The organism is Streptomyces sp. NPDC050988 (genome assembly GCF_044456225.1).
GTDB lineage: Bacteria > Actinomycetota > Actinomycetes > Streptomycetales > Streptomycetaceae > Streptomyces.
Genome location: NZ_JBITFQ010000012.1, coordinates 231505 through 248977 on the forward strand (window position 1 = coordinate 231505; position 17473 = coordinate 248977).

Consider the following 17473-nt stretch of genomic DNA (forward strand, 5'->3'; position numbering starts at 1 on the left):
CGCCCCTTACCAGCTTCCCCCTACTAGCTCTCGTCACCAGCGCTAGCTCTCGTCACCAGCTCTCACCACCGGCCGGCTCCCCGGACCCCGATCTACAGCCGAACCCCGCGCGAGGCCAGCCACTCCCGCGGGTCGACTCCCGAGCCCAGTTGCGGCGTCAGGCGCACCTCGAAGTGCAGATGCGGCCCGGTCGAGTTGCCAGTCGTGCCGGACTGGCCGACCCACTGCCCCGTGGCCACCCGCTCGCCCTGTTCCACGGTGACGGCGGCCAGGTGGGCGTACTGGGTGTAGTAGCCCCCCGCGTGTTTCACCACGACCTCGATGCCGAAGGCGCCGCCGCACGACACCTTCACCACCCGACCCGCGCCCACCGACCGCACCGGCGTACCGATGTCCACCGCGAAGTCCTGCCCGGTGTGCCGGCTCGCCCAGCGATCACCGCCGCTGCCGAAGCCCGAGGAGAGTTCGTACGTCTCCACCGGCGCGACCCACGGCTGGGCGAAGCCCGTTCGCGGCTGGTCGAGGCGGACGGCGCCCCGGCACGCGCCGGCGGCGACCGAGGCGTCCGCCTGCCCCTGGAGCGTCCACTGGGCCTCTTCCAGCTTCTTCTCGATACCCCGTTTGATCTCGGCGAGTTCGCCGTTGCGCCGCTCCAGCGTCTGCCAGGCCGACGCCGCCTTCTCCTCGTCGGCGGCGAGCCGTGCCTCGGCCCTGCGGCTCTTGGTGACGGCGTTGTTGACCGCCAGATCCGCCTGCCAGACGGCACGCTGACCGCGCATCAGTTCATCGGGGCTGTCCGCGAGCAGCATCTGTGCGGTGTGCGGGAGTCCGCCGCCGTTGCGGTACTGGGCGCGCGCGATCCGGCCGAGGTCCCCGTGCAGTGCGGCGATGTCCGCTCGCTCACGCGCGAGGAGCCGCTCCAGCCGCTGTGCCCGGCCCCGCTGCACCTCGGCCGCCCGGCGGCCCGCCTCGTACTGCTGCGTCGCCTGGGACGCCTCGTCGTACAGCCGCACCACCTCGGCGCTCAGCCCGCCCGGGGTGTCGGCGTCCCCTGCGGCGGACGTGGGCCGGGCCACCAGGACGGCGAGTGCGCACAGCAGCACGGGGACGAGCAGGGGATGGCGACGACGTGAGCGCATGTCAAGGATCGTGTCGCGCTCAACCGGCTCCGGTCCTGTTCAAGTCGTACACCTGGGGGACCGGTTGTCACGGATGGACCACTCCACTGAGCCGAACAGGGGCCTGGTTCGGGGAACTTCGGCGGGTCGCCTTGCCGCGGCTGCCCGGACCGGGCGAACCCGCCCGGGTTCCTTCAGTGCGGCGCCTCCCACACCACCGACGCGCCACCGCTCTCCTCCCCGCTGCCCGGCCCGTACCAACTGTCACCACCCAGCGACTCCGCCCGTCGCGCCAGGTTCTTGAGCCCACTGCGCCGCCCGCCCTCGGGGATGCCGACACCGTCGTCCGTGACGGTCAGCCGTACACCGGGCCGTCCGTCCGGCAGTCGCACGGTCGCGTCCACGGTGACGTCGATACGGGATGCCCCCGCGTGCCGGAAGGCGTTGGACAGGGCCTCGCGCAGGGCCGCGATGAGGTTCTTGGCCGTGAGTTCGCCGACCACCATGTCGATGGGACCGACGAAGTGGTGCGACGGCTTGAAGCCGAGCGGCACGGCCGCCATGTTGATCTCGCGCAGCACGCGTGTCCGCAGCCCTGTCGTCACCTCGGCCGGCTCCTGCTGGAGCGCGAAGATGGCGGTGCGGATCTCCTGGATGGTGACGTCGAGTTCGTCGACCGCCTTGCCCACGCCCTGTCGCACCTCGGGCACGGCGGATCTCCGCTGGGCGCTCTCCAGCATCACTCCGGTGGCGAACAGCCGCTGGATGACGAGATCGTGCAGGTCACGGGCGATCCGGTCGCGGTCCTCGTAGACCGCGAGCCGCTCCCGGTCGCGCTGCACCTCCGCCATCATCAGCGCCAGAGCGGCCTGCGAGGCGAACTGCGTCGCCAGGTTGCTCTCGGTCTCCGAGAACGGCCGCGCGCCCTCCGCGCGCGCCATGACGAGGGTTCCCAGGACGCGGCCGCCGCTCTGGAGGGGCACGAGCATCGTCGGACCGTAGCCGCGGGAGAGGTCGCTGAGCATGCGCGGGTCGGTTGCCGCGTCCTCGACGAACACGGCTTGTCCCGCGAGGAGTTCGCCCACGACCGCGTTCTCGGCCGGCACCACGAGACCCAGCGCCTGCGACGGCCGCTCGGACGCCACGGCGACGATCTCCAGACCGCCCTCGGCCGCGGGCAGCAGTACGAGTCCGGCGGCCGAGTCGGACAGCCGGCGGGCCTGTTCGGCGACCACCTGGAGGGCCTCGTCGGCGTCCCCGCCGGACAGGAGCGCGGTCGTGACGGCCACGGATCCGTCGATCCAGCGCTCGCGTTGCTTCGCGGCCTCGTACAGACGCGCGTTCCCGATGGCGATGCCCGCCTCCCCGGCCAGCACGCGCACCATGTCGAGGTCGTGGTCGTCGAACGGCTCTCCGCCGCGCTTCTCGGCCAGGTAGAGGTTGCCGAAGATCTCCCCCTGCACACGGATGGGCACGCCCAGGAAGCCGCGCATCCGCGGATGGTTCTCCGGGAACCCGCACGAGCGGGGGTCTTCCGTCAGCTCCCCGAGCCGCACGGGTTCGGGCTCGCGCAGGAGCGCCCCCAGGAGCCCCTCGTGCCCGTCCGGCGGCCGCCCGATCAGCCGGGCCGTCTCCGCGTCCACCCCCTGGTACACGAACTCGGCGAGCCCGTCCCCGTCCTCCGCCGCCACGCCGATCGCCGCGTACCGCGCGTCCGCCAGCTCCGCCGCGGTCCCACAGATCCGCTCCAGAGTGGACCGCAGCTCAAGCCCACTCCCCACCGACCGCATCGCCTCCAGCAACCGCGGCACATCATCAGAATCCGGGGCACCACCGGGGCTCGACACGACTGGCATACGCAGAGCCTAATTAGTCCCTTTTGTGAAGGAAAGTCGAACCTTCCCCACTGAGCGCACGGCCGCCCGGCTTTTTTTGGGGGCGCGGGGAACTGCGCGATCAACCCCCACCCACCCGCACATGACACACAAGCGGCGCCGACCAACCCTCACCGTACGGCGGCCAACAACTCCGTCCGACTCTCCCGCTCGAACATCCGCCGCAACGCCCCCTCCCCACGCACCAACTCCCCGTACGCCCCCCGCTGCACCACACACCCACCGTCCAGCACGATCACCTCGTCGACCGCCTCAAGACCTGCCAGCCGATGCGTGATCAACAACGTCGTACGCCCCTCGGTCGCGGCCAGCAGATCAGCGGTGAGCGCATCGGCGGTCGCCAGATCGAGATGCTCCGCGGGCTCGTCGAGGACGAGCACGGGAAAGTCCGCGAGCAACGCCCGCGCCAGAGCGAGCCGCTGCCGCTGTCCCCCGGACATCCGCGCCCCGTGTTCCCCGATCAACGTGTCCAGCCCGTCGGGCAGCCCGTCGACCCATTCGAGCAACCGCACCCGCCCCAGCACGTCCCGCAGCGCGGATTCCGTGGCGTCCTTTCGAGCGAGCAGCAGGTTCTCCCGTACAGAACTGTCGAAGAGATGGGCGTCCTGCGCGCACAGCCCGACCAGCCGCCGTACGTCGTCACCGTCCATGCCGAACGCGTCGACGCCGCCCAGCGTGTACGTCCCCGCATCCGCGTCCAGGAACCGAAGCAACACCTGGGCGAGGGTCGTCTTGCCCGCCCCGGACGTCCCCACGACGGCGGTCCGGCGTCCGCGTTCGAGCGTCAGGTCCACCCCGGCGAGGGCCTCCCGCTGCTGTCCGGCGTGCCGGGCTGCCAGGCCCTTCACCACGACGGGGAACGGCGACCCGGGCGCCTCGAGCGGCTGCTCCGGTTCGCGTACGGGCTCGGGTGCGTCCAGCACCTCGTACACGCGCTCCGCGCTCTTGTGCACCCGCTGGCGGTACTGGACCGCGAGCGGCAGCCCCAGGACGGCCTCGAAGGCGGCGAGCGGGGTGAGGACGACGACGGCCATCGCCACGCCGCTGAGCCGCCCGTCGAGGACCGCCTGGGCGCCGACGAGGGAGGTGGCCGCGACGGTGAGTCCGGAGACCAGCGCGATGAGTCCGTCGCCGAGCGCGGTGGCGGTGGCGGCGCGCGAGGCGATCCGGGTCAGCTCGCCGTCGGCCCGCCGTACCTCGGCGGTACGCGCGGGCAGCGCACCCGCGACGGTCAACTCGGCCGTGCCGGTGAGGAGATCGGCCACCCGGGTCGCCAGTACTCCGCGTGCCGGGGCCAGCCGGCGCTCCGCACGGCGTGCGACGGTACCGGTCACCAGCGGGACGCCCACGCCTGCGGCCAGCAGCCCGAGCGCGAGGGCGGCCCCGGCCTCCGGCAGCAGCCAGGCCGTGAACCCGACGGAGCCGGCGGACACGACGGCCGCGGCCGCGGCGGGCAGCAGCCAGCGGAGCCAGTAGTCCTGCAACGCGTCGACGTCGGCGACGAGTCGCGAGAGCAGGTCACCGCGGCGGGCGGTGCGCAGCCCGGCGGGCGCGAGCCGTTCGAGGCGCCGGTACACGGCGACCCGGGTGTCGGCGAGCATCCGCAGCACCGCGTCGTGCGACACGAGCCGCTCGGCGTACCGGAAGACGGCCCGCCCGATTCCGAACGCCCGCGTGGCCGTCACCGCGACCATCAGATAGAGCACGGGCGGCTGCTGGGAGGCCCTGGAGATCAGCCAGCCGGAGGTGGCCATGAGGCCGACTGCACTGCCGAGCGCGAGACTGCCGAGCAGCAGGGCAAGCACCAGCCGCCCGCGCCGAGGCCCGGCCATGGCACGCACGCGCGCCAGTACGCCTTCCCGCCCCTCCGGGGGCAGAGTCGCCTCTTCGTCACCGCCCGCGGGCACCGTGCCCACCACGTCGGTCCGAAGCTCCTTGCCGCTGCCGGAGCCGCTGGAGCCGTCCACCGCGACGGGCGTCTCCGGCTCCAGTCGCACGACCCGGTCCGCCACGTCCAGCAGCGCGGGCCGGTGGACGACGAGCAGGACGGTCCGCCCAACCGCCAAGCGCCTGACCGCCTCTACGACCTCGGCCTCGGTCGCCCCGTCCAGCGAGGCCGTCGGCTCGTCGAGCAGCAGCACCGGCCGGTCCGCGAGGAACGCCCTTGCCAGAGCGAGCCGTTGACGCTGCCCGGCGGAGAGCCCGGCACCTTCCTCACCCAGTACCGTCCGTACGCCCTCGGGCAGCGCGTCCACGAATTCGAGAGCCCCGGCATCGGACAGCGCCCGCCGCACCGCGGAGTCGTCGGCGTCCGGCCGCGCCAGCCGTACGTTCTCGGCGACGGACCCGGCATACAGATGGGGCCGCTGAGGCACCCACGCCACCTGTGAACGCCACTCCTCCAGGGAGGTCCCGGTGAGATCGGCTCCCCCGACACGCACCCGGCCCGACGTGGGTTCCACGAATCCCAACAGCACGTTCAGAAGCGTCGACTTGCCCACTCCGCTGGGCCCGACGAGTGCCACCGTCTCCCCGGACTCGACCGCGAACGACACGTCCGACACCGCGTCGGAGGACCGCCCGGGGTACCGGACCGTCACCCCTTCGAAGCGCACCCCTCCGGAGGACGGCACCGCACCGGTTCCGGACGTCGGCTCCGGTGTCTCCAGGACCTCGAAGATCTCCTCGGCGGCGGACAGTCCCTCCGCCGCCGCGTGATACTGCGCCCCCACCTGCCGCAGCGGCAGATAGGCCTCTGGCGCGAGGATGAGGACGACCAGACCGTCGTACAACGCCATCTCGCCGTGGACGAGCCGCATTCCGATGGTCACCGCGACCAGGGCGACCGAGATCGTGGCGAGCAGTTCCAGCGCGAAGGACGAGATGAAGGCGATCCGCAGGGTGCGCATGGTCGCCTGCCGGTAGTCCCCGGTGATCCGGCGGATCGAGTCGGCCTGCGCCTTGGCCCGCCCGAACACCTTGAGTGTGGGCAGTCCCGCGACCACGTCCAGGAAGTGGCCCGAGAGCCGTGACAGCAACCGCCACTGACGGTCCATCTGGGACTGGGTGACCCAGCCGATGAGCATCATGAAGACCGGGATGAGCGGAAGAGTGCCGACGATGATCGCCGCCGACACCCAGTCCTCGGTGACGATCCGCGCGAGCACCGCCACCGGCACGACCACGGCGAGCCCCAACTGCGGGAGATAGCGCGAGAAGTAGTCGTCCAGCGCGTCGACCCCACGGGTGGCGAGCGCGACCAGCGAACCGGTCCGCTGCCCGCTCAACCAGCCAGGGCCGAGCGCACCCGCACGCTCAAGCAACCGCCTCCGCAGCTCCGACTTGACCGCCGCGCTCGCCCGGTGTGCGGCGAGTTCGGTGAGCCAGGAGACGCATGCCCTGCCGACCGCGACCGCCGCCAACAGCAGGAGTGGTGTGCGCAGTTCGGCTACCGACAGCTCCTGCTGGAAAGCGCCGACCACCACTTCGGCGATCAGCATCGCCTGGGCGATGACCAGCCCCGCCCCCACAACTCCCAGACCGACAACCGCGATCAGGAACAGGCGGGTGGCGCGGGCGTATCGCAGCAGTCGCGGGTCGATCGGTTTCACGTGAAACACACCCTTGGGTCAAGCAGGCATGTTTCACGTGAAACACACCCTCTTCTCATTGGGCCTGTTTCACGTGAAACAGGCCCATGGATTCATCGGTGCTAGTGCGCGGCCTCGGCGATGTGCTGCGTCCCGATCCGCTTGCGGAACACCCAGTACGTCCAGCCCTGGTAGAGCATCACCACCGGCGTCGCGATGACCGCACACCAGGTCATGATCTTCAACGTGTACGGACTCGACGAGGCGTTGGTGACCGTCAGGCTCCACTCGTCATTGAGCGAGGACGGCATCACGTTCGGGAAGAGTGACAGGAAGAGCATCGCGACGGCGGCGACGATGGTGAGGCCCGACAGCGCGAACGCCCATCCCTCGCGCCCCAGCTGGTTCGCCCCGATCGCGGCGACCAGGGCGACGACCGCCACGACCAGCGCGACCAGGCTCTTGCCATCGCCGTTGTCGGCCTGGGTCCAGAGCAGGAAGGCCAGCGCGAGCACAGCCGTCACCAGACCGAGCCCGAGCGCCATCTTCCTGGCCCGCTCGCGAATGTCACCCAGGGTCTTGAGCGCCGCGAACACTGCCCCGTGGAAGGTGAACAGCGACAGCGTCACCAGGCCGCCCAGGATGGCGTACGGATTGAGCAGGTCCCAGAGGTTGCCCACGTACTCGAAGTCCCGGTCGATCTTCACGCCCCGGACGATGTTGCCGAAGGCCACGCCCCACAGGAACGCCGGGAGCAGCGAGGTCCAGAAGATCGCGTTCTCCCAGTTGCGCTGCCACTGCTCCTCCGGCCGCTTCGCCCGGTACTCGAAGGCGACACCGCGCACGATCAGGCAGACCAGGATGAGCAGCAGCGGCAGGTAGAAGCCGGAGAAGAGCGTGGCGTACCACTCGGGGAAGGCGGCGAAGGTCGCGCCGCCCGCCGAGAGCAGCCACACCTCGTTGCCGTCCCAGACCGGCCCGATGGTGTTGATCAGCACCCGCTTCTCGGTCCGGTTCCGGGCGAGCAGCTTGGTGAGTACGCCGATCCCGAAGTCGAAGCCCTCCAGGAAGAAGTAGCCGGTCCACAGGACGGCGATGAGGACGAACCAGACGTCGTGAAGTTCCATGACTCAGCAGCTCCCTGGGCCTAGTACGAGAAGGCCATCGGCTTGTCGGCGTCCCGGGGGTCGCCGCCGATCTTCGTGGGTGGATTGAGGTCGGCCTCCGTGAGCTCGGGCGGACCGGCCTTGACGTACTTCACGAGCAACTTGACCTCGATGACGGCGAGGATCGCGTAGAGCGTGGTGAAGACGATCATCGAGGTGAGGATCTCGCCCTGCGAGACGCCGGGGGAGACCGCGTCGCGGGTCTGGAGCACGCCGTAGACGACCCACGGCTGACGGCCCATCTCGGTGAAGATCCAGCCCCACGAGTTGGCGATCAGCGGGAATCCCAGGGTCAGGATCGCGATGCGCCAGTACCACTTGGTGAGCGTCGGGCCGAGAGCCTTGTTCTTGAAGAGCACCACATGCGGCACTTCGTCGTCGCCGACCCGCAGATGCCGCCCCAGCATGAACTTCTTCCTGGTCAGCCAGAGTCCGGCCAGACCGATGGCGAAGGACGTCATACCGAAGCCGATCATCCAGCGGAATCCCCAGTAGGCGACGGGGATGTTGGGCCGGTAGTCGCCGGGCCCGAACCGCTCCTGCTCGGACTTGTTGACGTCGTTGATGCCGGGGACGTACGAGGTGAAGTCGTCCTTGGCGAGGAAGGACAGGAGTCCCGGGATCTCTATGGCGACCTTGTTGTGGCCGGCCTCGACGTCCCCGTAGGCGAAGACGGAGAAGGGTGCGGGGGCCTCGCCGTCCCACAGCGCCTCGGCCGCGGCCATCTTCATCGGCTGCTGCTCGTACATGATCTTGCCGAGCGTGTCACCGCTGAGCGCGGTGAGCATGCCGCCGGCGACGACGGTGACCAGGCCGAGGCGCAGCGAGGTCTTCATCACGGGGATGTGCTTCTTGCGGACCAGGTGGAAGGCGGCGATGCCGACTATGAAGGCGCCACCTGTGAGGAAGGCCGCGGAGAGGGTGTGGAAGGCCTGCGCGAGCGCGGTGTTCTGGGTCAGGACCAGCCAGAAGTCGGTGAGTTCGGCACGGCCCTTCTGCTCGTTGATCCGGTAGCCGACGGGGTGCTGCATCCACGAGTTGGCCGCGAGGATGAAGTACGCCGACAGGATCGTGCCGATCGAGACCATCCAGATGCAGGCGAGGTGGATCTTCTTGGGCAGCTTGTCCCAGCCGAAGATCCACAGGCCGATGAAGGTGGACTCGAAGAAGAAGGCGATCAGCGCCTCGAAGGCGAGGGGGGCGCCGAAGACGTCACCGACGAAGCGCGAGTAGTCGGACCAGTTCATGCCGAACTGGAACTCCTGCACGATGCCCGTGACGACGCCCATCGCGATGTTGATCAGGAAGAGCTTGCCCCAGAACTTCGTCGCTTTGAGGTACTTCTCGTTCTCCGTCCGCACCCAGGCGGTCTGCAGGCCGGCGGTGAGCGCGGCGAGCGAGATCGTGAGCGGCACGAAGAGGAAGTGGTAGACGGTGGTGATGCCGAACTGCCATCGCGCCAGCGTCTCCGGCGCCAAAGCCAATTCCACGTCGTCATCTCCTAACATCGCCGAGGTCGGCGTCAGTTTGTCCCGCTTGTCGCAGACATCACGGGATCAACTGGGACACGCTTGTGAACGCGTTCACATTCACAAGCAATTATGACGCATGGCAGTTCGAGGGTTGACACGAGGGGGGTGCCGGATCGGTCACACCGGCCTTCGCACCGACAGGACCGGCACGGCGGACAGGCTCGACCGCCGGTCGGCACACACCCACCGACCGGCATCAACATCAGCTCCGGCACCCCGCCAACCGGCTAGAGCTCCTTGCGGAACGCCTCGGTCGTCTTCAGGAAGATGTCGTTCGCCTCGGTCTCGCCCACCGTGACCCGGACCCCTTCGCCGGCGAACGGCCGCACGACGACCCCGGCCTGCTCGCAGGCCGAGGCGAAGTCGAGGGTGCGCTCACCGAGCCGCAGCCACACGAAGTTCGCCTGGGTCTCCGGCACCGTCCAGCCCTGCCCGCGCAGCGTCTCGACCACACGGGCGCGCTCGGACACCAGCGAACCCACCCGGCCGAGCAGTTCGTCCTCGGCCCGCAGCGAGGCGACCGCCGCGTCCTGCGCGAGCTGGCTCACACCGAAGGGCACAGCCGTCTTGCGCAGCGCCGCCGCCACCGGCTCATGGGCGATCGCGAAGCCGACCCGCAGCCCGGCCAGCCCGTATGCCTTGGAGAACGTCCGCAGCACGCACACGTTCGGGCGCTCGCGGTAGAGCTCGACGCCGTCCGGCACCTCGGGATCGCGGATGAACTCCCGGTACGCCTCGTCGAGGACCACCAGGACATCGCTCGGCACCCGGTCGAGGAACCGTTCCAGCTCGGCCCGGCGCACCACGGTGCCCGTGGGGTTGTTGGGGTTGCAGACGAAGATCAGCCGGGTCCGCCCGGTGATCGCGTCGGCCATCGCGTCGAGGTCGTGCACGTCCCCCGGCGTCAGCGGCACCTTCACCGACGTCGCCCCGCTGATCTGGGTGATGATCGGGTACGCCTCGAAGGACCGCCAGGCATAGATCACCTCGTCGCCCGGTCCCGAGGTCGCCTGCAGCAGCTGCTGGGCGACACCGACCGAACCGGTGCCCGTGGCCAGATGCGTGAGCGGCACACCGAAGCGGTCCGACAGCTCGTTCATCAGCCCCGTGCACGCCATGTCGGGGTAGCGGTTGAAGGCGCCGACCGCCGAGGCCACGCTCTCCATCACACCCGGCAGCGGCGGGTAGGGATTCTCGTTGGAGGACAGCTTGTACGCCACCGGGCCGTCCGCGGCCGCGGCGCCCGCGGCGGTAGCCGCTGATGGACCACGCCCCGGCTTGTAAGTGGGGATACCCTCCAGCTCGGCACGCAGCTTCGGGCTCGTCTCGCTCACCGCACTCCTCCTCGTGACCGTCTCCGGCTCATGACCACCACCGGCTGCCAATGCTCCTCACCTTAAGAGGATTCGGCTCCGCTGCGTATGGCCCGGGCCCCACCGTCTCCGCGGCCCGCGGCAGCCGCGTACGCCCTCCAGGGCATCACCGCCCGAAGGCGTACGAAAGAAGGGGGCGCGCCGCATACCGGAGCACGCGCCGGTGGCTCGCGCCGTGGCGCGCATCCCTCGTGAAGGTGAGTTGAGACCTCTTCGAAACATGGCTCATTTGGCAGGCCCATGCGCGCCGACAAGTGACGTCCTGCCATTGAAACGGTCAACTCCCTTCCCTTCAAAGGGACTTGCCTGCTGATGACCATGCAGAAACGTGCCTGTCAACGAGTGCATATGCGTCCGCACTACCCCACCTCATGAGCCCTACTATCGGCTCGCCATGACAGCAGCAGGGAAGCACCAGGTGAGCCGGTCGGATACCTCCCGCCGAGGAAGCCGGCCGGGCCGGGCGGGCATCAGAGACGTGGCCGCGGCCGCGGGAGTGTCCATCACGACCGTGTCCGACGCGCTCAACGGCAAGGGGCGGCTCCCGGACGCCACCCGACGCCATGTCCGCGAGGTCGCCGACCGGCTGGGCTATCGCCCCTCCGCCGCGGCCCGAACCCTCCGTACCGGCAAGTCCGGCCTCATCGGCCTGACTGTGACGACCTACGGGGATGAACCTTTCACCTTCACGGAGTTCGCGTACTTCGCGGAGATGGCCAGAGCCGCCACCTCGGCCGCGCTCGCCCGGGGCTACGCCCTGGTCATCCTTCCCGCGACCTCGCGCCACGACGTGTGGTCGAACGTGGCCCTGGACGGGACGGTCGTCATCGACCCCTCCGACCAGGACCCGGTCGTCAGCGAACTGGTCCGCCAGGGCTTACCGGTGGTCTCCGACGGCCGCCCGGCCGGCACGCTGCCGGTGACCGCCTGGGTGGACAACGACCACGAGGCCGCGGTCCTGGGCATCCTCGACCATCTGGCCGACGCCGGCGCCCGCCGGATCGGCCTCCTCACGGGGACGACCACGGACACGTACACCCATCTGTCCACGACCGCATACCTGCGTTGGTGCGAGCGCGTGGGACAGGATCCGGTGTACGAGGCCTATCCCGCGCACGATCCGTGCGCGGGGGCGGTCGCCGCCGACCGGCTCCTCGCCCGGCCCGACCGGCCGGACGCCGTCTACGGGCTGTTCGACCCGAACGGCACCGACCTCCTCGCGGCGGCCCGCCGCTACGGACTGCGCGTACCGGAGGACCTGTTGCTCGTGTGCTGCAGCGAGTCCACGGTGTACGCCAACACCGAGCCGCCCGTCACGACACTCTCGCTCAAACCGCGTCGAATCGGCACGGCCGTGGTCCAGCTCCTCATCGACGCGATCGAGGGGGTCGAATCGGACCAACCGGTCGAGCAGGTGATACCGACCGAGCTGATCGTGCGGACGTCCTCCCAGCGACGGCCTCCTCGGACGACCGTCAGCCCGCCCCGATCACCGGAGGAGGGATGACCTCCGGATGACCCACGGGGAAATCCGGCGCGGAAAGCCCCTCCCAATTCGGGAGAAAACCACGGTGACATGGGGTTCTGCTCCGATTCACCACCCCTGGGTCATCACATGGCGCGATCCGCATTCCTATGATGGGCGGACGACACCGCGGGCCGCTGCGACCAGGCAGTCCGACGCGGTGCAGATGCGGCGCGATGGTGGTGGAGGGGTCGATGACTCAGGGGGCCGGTCAGGGACCCGAGATGCGTACGCCGACGGTGCGCGACTTCCGCGTGCCGGCGTACGTCCACGAGGCCGGTCCGTACACACAGTCCCCCGGCCCGTACCCACAGTCCGGCGAGGTGTACGACCAGGCCGCCGAGCCGTACGACCAGGCCCGGGACCAGCCCGCCGGTCCCTACGGCGGGGCACCCGGCCAGTACGAGCGGCCCGGGCCCTATGCGCAGCAGACACCTCCCGGCGAGGGTGCCGGGCAGGCGCGCGAGCCGGAGGGGTACACACCGACGCAGCGCGATCTACCGGTCATCAACCGGGGTGACACCGTTCAGGTACCGGTCGAGCCCGAGGCCGGACCGGTCGTCCAGTCCGCCGAAGGACCGGGACCGCTGTACGTCGTCGGTGACGTCCATGGCTATCTCGACGAGCTCGTCGCCGCGCTGCGCGAGAAGGGCCTCATCGACATCGACGGCAGCTGGGCGGCGGGGACCTCGCGGCTGTGGTTCCTCGGTGACTTCACCGACCGCGGGCCCGACGGCATCGGCGTCATCGATCTCGTGATGCGGCTGTCCGCCGAGGCCGCCGCGGCCGGGGGCTACTGCAAGGCTCTGATGGGTAACCACGAGCTGCTGCTGCTCGGCGCCAAGCGGTTCGGGGACACCCCCGTCAACTCCGGGGCGGGAACGGCCACCTTCCAGGCCGCCTGGCTGCTGAACGGCGGCCAGAAGACCGACATGGAGCGCCTCCAGGACCACCATCTGCAGTGGATGGCCCGCCTCGACGCCATGGAGATGGCGGACGGGCACCTTCTTGTGCACTCCGACACCACCGCCTATCTCGACTACGGCGACTCCATCGAAGCGGTCAACGACACCGTCCGCGAAACGCTCACCCGCAATGACGCGGACGAGTGCTGGGACGTCTTCCGCAAGTTCACCAAACGCTTCGCGTTCCGCGACGACGGCGGTGCGCAGGCGGTGCGTTCCCTTCTGGACATGTACGGCGGTTCACGCATCGTCCATGGTCACAGCCCCATTCCGTATCTCCTGGGAGAGGTCGGCCCGGAGGAGGGGGAGGACTCCCCGAACCCCGTCGTCGAAAAGCCGCATGTGTACGCCGACGGGCTCGCCATCGCGATGGACGGCGGTGTGACCATGGCCGGAAAGCTGCTGGTCCAGCAACTTCCCCTGGATAGCTGAGCGTTCATCGGGCAGGCGTCCCCCGACGGAGGACAAGCGCAACACAGGGGCAAATTCTGGAAACCCCCTGTCACCGTGTGCCGTCACCGCTCTACCATCGGCTTATCCGTAGCAGGCTCCCCTCCGTTTCTGCCCGACGGCTCGTCAGCATGCCGAGCCCCAAGCCCTACGGAGCATCGGGGGATGCACATGAACAGCGTTCCGCAGCACCTGCTGAGCGAGGACCGCCAAGAGTACGAGCGGATCCTCGATGAGGCGCTGCGCTCCGCACCACACCGTCCGGAACTCGCCGCTGTCGGTCAGCGGCTCAACCCCGAACAACTGCGCACGATGGCCCTCAACGCCACCGCTCTCATCACGGCGGCCGCGGCGACCGAGTACCAGCACTATGTGAAGGTCCGCGAGGAACTGCGCCAGCCGGCGCCGTCCACCCCTCCGGTCCGCGAAGGATCCAGCAGCACCACGGATCCGGCCACGGGCGCGGTCGGGCTCGCCACGACCATGGGGGAGGTCGCCGAGACCGCCGGGGCGGGTGCCGCGGCGGTCGTCGCCGTGCTCGCCCCCGTCCTCGCCGGCACCGCCGCGGCGATCTTCCTGCTCGTCGGCTACATCCTGAAGATGCTCGACCCCCAGCCGGGCATCGCCCAGACCCTCCTCACCACCGGGTGGGTGTTCGGAGCCATCACGGCCGTCACGATCCTGGTGGCCGCGGTCGGTCTCCTGCTCGCCGCCCTGCGCAACGGCGCCAGTTCACTCCAGGCCGACGCGCACGGCGAACGCAGCGAAGAGGTGAACCGGGCCAGGGAAGCCTGGCACGACGCCCTTCTGGAGCGCGGCATCATGCCGTTCCTCAGGGAGGCCCTCGCCGACCCGGGCACGGCCGCCCTCGGCCGTACGAAGCCGTCGGCGCCGATCAGCCGGATGCCCCAGCTCGGCTACAACCGGCCAGGCTTCAGCAGCCCGGACGGCGGCCCGACAGCGGGGCCCCGCCCCAGCTTCTCCAGCCCGGACTTCAGCAGCCCCGACTTCGGGGGGCCGGAGCACCAGCCGGAGTAGCCCCGCCCTCGCCCGGGCCCGGCCCCATGTGGGGCGGGCAACCGGGCGCGGCCAGGCGGAGAGAGGCCCGACCGGCCGCAGCGTCGCGGGCACTGCGCCCGCGACGGCCGCGTTCCAGCAGGTGCGGTACCTCCGTGCCGTGCCCTCGTGGCACGCCTCCATGCCGCGCCTCCGTGCCATGCCTTCATCCCGTGCCTTCGTTCCGTTTCTACATGCGCCGAACGATCTGCGCGGTCGCTCGCTCGACCGGTGTGCGGTTGTAGACATGCACCAGGGCGAGGTGGAAGAGCGCCGGTGCGAGTGGGGCCTACCGTTCGGCCCGCCAGCCGGCCATGTCCGAAGGCAGCTCGATCTCCTCGTCGAGTACTTGGATATAGACGGATTCAGCGGATATGGATGATTCCCCGTCCCCTTCGACGATCAGGGCCGAGGCGTGAAGCGGCCCCAGCGAGAAGGTTCTCCACGCCGGACTGGACTCTTCCCGCTGCCTGAGGGTGCGTACGGCACGGGTCGAGCGGGTTCGCAGCCTGTACCAGCCGTTCTGCAGGGGTTGCTGGAACAGCACCGCGAACAGCATCCCCAGCACAGCGCCGACAACTCCGTTGGCCACATCGATCCCGCCCATGCCAGGCGGGGTAGGGAAGTTGATCACGTCGTGCGCGATCTTCTCTCTACCGTTACGACTTGGAGCGAGGCGTCGTGTTCCTCCGCAGGGCCCCGGCCTGGATGGTCGGGGCCTACGAGAAAGGGACGGACAGCGGGCCGGAATCAGTCGGCCATGGGCAGGTACACCCTGTTGCCGCTCGCCGCGAACTCCTTCGACTTCTGGAGCATCCCCTCAGCGACCTCCTCGGCTGTCGCGCCAGCGGCCGCGGTGCCACCGAACTGTTCGGTGATGCTGTGGCTGATCTTCATCGAGCAGAACTTCGGCCCGCACATGGAGCAGAAGTGCGCCGTCTTGGCGGGCTCGGCCGGGAGGGTCTCGTCATGGAACTCCCGGGCCGTGTCGGGGTCGAGGGCCAGGTTGAACTGGTCCTCCCAGCGGAACTCGAAGCGGGCGTCCGACAACGCGTCGTCCCACTCCTGTGCGCCCGGATGTCCCTTGGCGAGGTCGGCCGCATGGGCCGCGATCTTGTAGGTGATGACGCCCGTCTTGACGTCGTCACGGTTGGGCAGGCCCAAGTGCTCCTTGGGCGTGACGTAGCAGAGCATGGCCGTGCCCCACCAGGCGATCATCGCGGCACCGATGCCGGAGGTGATGTGGTCGTACGCCGGCGCGACGTCCGTCGTCAGCGGGCCGAGCGTATAGAACGGAGCTTCATCACAGATCTCCTGCTGAAGGTCGATGTTCTCCTTGATCTTGTGCATCGGGACATGCCCCGGGCCCTCGATCATGGTCTGTACGTTGAAACGCTTCGCGACCCTGTTGAGTTCCCCGAGCGTCCTCAACTCCGCGAACTGCGCTGCGTCGTTGGCGTCCGCGATCGACCCGGGCCGGAGTCCGTCGCCGAGCGAGTACGTGACGTCGTACGCCGCGAGGATCTCGCAGAGTTCCTCGAAGTTCTCGTACAGGAACGACTCCTTGTGGTGCGCCAGGCACCAGGCCGCCATGATCGAGCCGCCGCGCGAGACGATGCCGGTCTTGCGGTTCGCGGTCAGCGGGACGAACGGCAGCCGCACGCCCGCGTGGACGGTCATGTAGTCCACACCCTGCTCGGCCTGCTCGACGACCGTGTCCTTGTAGATCTCCCAGGTCAGCTCCTCGGCCCGCCCGTCGACCTTCTCCAGCGCCTGGTAGAGCGGGACCGTGCCGATGGGGACGGGGGAGTTCCGCAGCACCCACTCGCGGGTGGTGTGGATATTGCGGCCGGTGGACAGGTCCATGACCGTGTCGGCGCCCCAGCGGGTCGCCCAGGTCATCTTCTCCACCTCCTCCTCGATGGAGGAAGTGACCGCGGAGTTGCCGATGTTGGCGTTGACCTTCACCAGGAACCGCTTGCCGATGATCATCGGCTCGATCTCCGGGTGGTTGACGTTGGCCGGCAGCACGGCCCGGCCCGCCGCGATCTCCTCGCGGACGACCTCGGGAGAAACGTTCTCCCGGATGGCCACGTACTCCATCTCCGGCGTGACCTCACCCCGCCTGGCGTACGCGAGTTGCGTCACCGCCTGGCCGTCGCGGCTGCGCCGGGGCTGGCGCGGCCGCCCCGGGAAGACCGCGTCGAGATTGCGCAGTCCGCCCCTCGGCGAGGTGTGCTTGATCCCGTCGTCCTCGGGGCGGATTGGTCGGCCCGCGTACTCCTCGGTGTCGCCGCGGGCAATGATCCAGTTGGCCCGGAGGGCCCCGAGGCCCCTGCGCACGTCGGTGTCGACGGTCGGATCGGTGTACGGGCCGGAGGTGTCGTACAGAGTGACCGACTGCCCGTTGGTGAGGTGCACTTGGCGGACCGGCACGCGCAGGTCGGGGCGCGAACCCTCGACATACGCCTTGTGCCAGCCGATGGACTTCCCGGCCTCGCCGTTCTCGGGCGAAGCAGTCACTCCACCGCTCTCGGCCGAGGCGAACGCCCCGTCCGTCAGGCTGGAGGCAGGCGTGCGTACGTCCTTGTTGGTCATGAGACCTACTCCCTACGCCGGCATTACCCGGTAACAGGTTCGGCGGTCGACGCAGCGATTTCCGTCCGGCGATGTTCCACGTGAAACATCGCGTCTACGGAGGTCAGCGCCCTCTCAGCCCGGTGCTCCGAGCTCCCGCGTGTGCAAAGGTGCCCCCACGCTAGCGTCAGATGTGGCGCGGTGAACAGTGGGCCCGGGCCGTTCT

Annotated in this window: 11 protein-coding genes and 1 riboswitch; of the genes, 3 read left to right on the forward strand and 8 right to left on the reverse strand. The window is 69.4% G+C overall.

The window, feature by feature from the left end:
- Positions 1-92: 92 nt before the first annotated feature.
- The 6 genes from ACIBEI_RS26195 to hisC all read right to left on the reverse strand — a co-directional run bounded on the left by ACIBEI_RS26195 (position 93) and on the right by hisC (position 10635).
- Positions 93-1139 carry a M23 family metallopeptidase gene (locus tag ACIBEI_RS26195; RefSeq protein WP_398892672.1) on the reverse strand — a complete coding sequence of 349 codons (1047 nt, stop codon included), beginning with the start codon at positions 1137-1139 and terminating at the stop codon, positions 93-95.
- Between the two features lie 173 nt (positions 1140-1312).
- Positions 1313-2974, reverse strand: a complete 1662-nt coding sequence (locus tag ACIBEI_RS26200) for a GAF domain-containing protein (protein ID WP_398892673.1) — start codon at positions 2972-2974, stop codon at positions 1313-1315.
- A 149-nt stretch (positions 2975-3123) separates the two neighbouring features.
- Positions 3124-6624 carry a thiol reductant ABC exporter subunit CydD gene (gene cydD, locus ACIBEI_RS26205; protein ID WP_398892674.1) on the reverse strand — a complete coding sequence of 1167 codons (3501 nt, stop codon included), beginning with the start codon at positions 6622-6624 and terminating at the stop codon, positions 3124-3126.
- A 101-nt stretch (positions 6625-6725) separates the two neighbouring features.
- Positions 6726-7730: a cytochrome d ubiquinol oxidase subunit II gene (gene cydB / locus ACIBEI_RS26210; protein WP_398892675.1), complete on the reverse strand. Its 1005-nt coding sequence runs from the start codon at positions 7728-7730 to the stop codon at positions 6726-6728.
- Positions 7731-7750: 20 nt separating this feature from the next.
- Positions 7751-9259 carry a cytochrome ubiquinol oxidase subunit I gene (locus ACIBEI_RS26215; RefSeq protein ID WP_398892676.1) on the reverse strand — a complete coding sequence of 503 codons (1509 nt, stop codon included), beginning with the start codon at positions 9257-9259 and terminating at the stop codon, positions 7751-7753.
- Between the two features lie 269 nt (positions 9260-9528).
- Positions 9529-10635 carry a histidinol-phosphate transaminase gene (gene hisC, locus ACIBEI_RS26220; protein WP_398892677.1) on the reverse strand — a complete coding sequence of 369 codons (1107 nt, stop codon included), beginning with the start codon at positions 10633-10635 and terminating at the stop codon, positions 9529-9531.
- Between the two features lie 433 nt (positions 10636-11068).
- Between hisC and ACIBEI_RS26225 the strand changes: the two genes are divergently transcribed.
- From ACIBEI_RS26225 to ACIBEI_RS26235, 3 genes are all read left to right on the forward strand, one after another.
- On the forward strand, positions 11069-12181 hold the full coding sequence (locus tag ACIBEI_RS26225; protein WP_200397019.1) for a LacI family DNA-binding transcriptional regulator: 1113 nt from the start codon (positions 11069-11071) through the stop codon (positions 12179-12181).
- Between the two features lie 212 nt (positions 12182-12393).
- The gene (locus tag ACIBEI_RS26230) at positions 12394-13596 is read left to right on the forward strand and encodes a metallophosphoesterase (RefSeq protein WP_398892678.1); all 1203 of its coding nucleotides are present in this window, start codon (positions 12394-12396) and stop codon (positions 13594-13596) included.
- 183 nt (positions 13597-13779) lie between these two features.
- Positions 13780-14652, forward strand: a complete 873-nt coding sequence (locus ACIBEI_RS26235) for a hypothetical protein (RefSeq protein WP_398892679.1) — start codon at positions 13780-13782, stop codon at positions 14650-14652.
- Between the two features lie 307 nt (positions 14653-14959).
- On the opposite strand, the gene ACIBEI_RS26240 is transcribed toward ACIBEI_RS26235, so the two are convergent.
- On the reverse strand, positions 14960-15277 hold the full coding sequence (locus ACIBEI_RS26240; RefSeq protein ID WP_398892680.1) for a hypothetical protein: 318 nt from the start codon (positions 15275-15277) through the stop codon (positions 14960-14962).
- A gap of 143 nt (positions 15278-15420) precedes the next feature.
- A complete protein-coding gene (thiC, locus tag ACIBEI_RS26245; RefSeq protein ID WP_398892681.1) occupies positions 15421-17268 on the reverse strand; it encodes a phosphomethylpyrimidine synthase ThiC in 1848 nt (615 codons plus the stop codon).
- A riboswitch (TPP riboswitch) is annotated at positions 17261-17417 on the reverse strand. It overlaps the preceding gene by 8 nt.
- Positions 17418-17473: the final 56 nt, after the last annotated feature.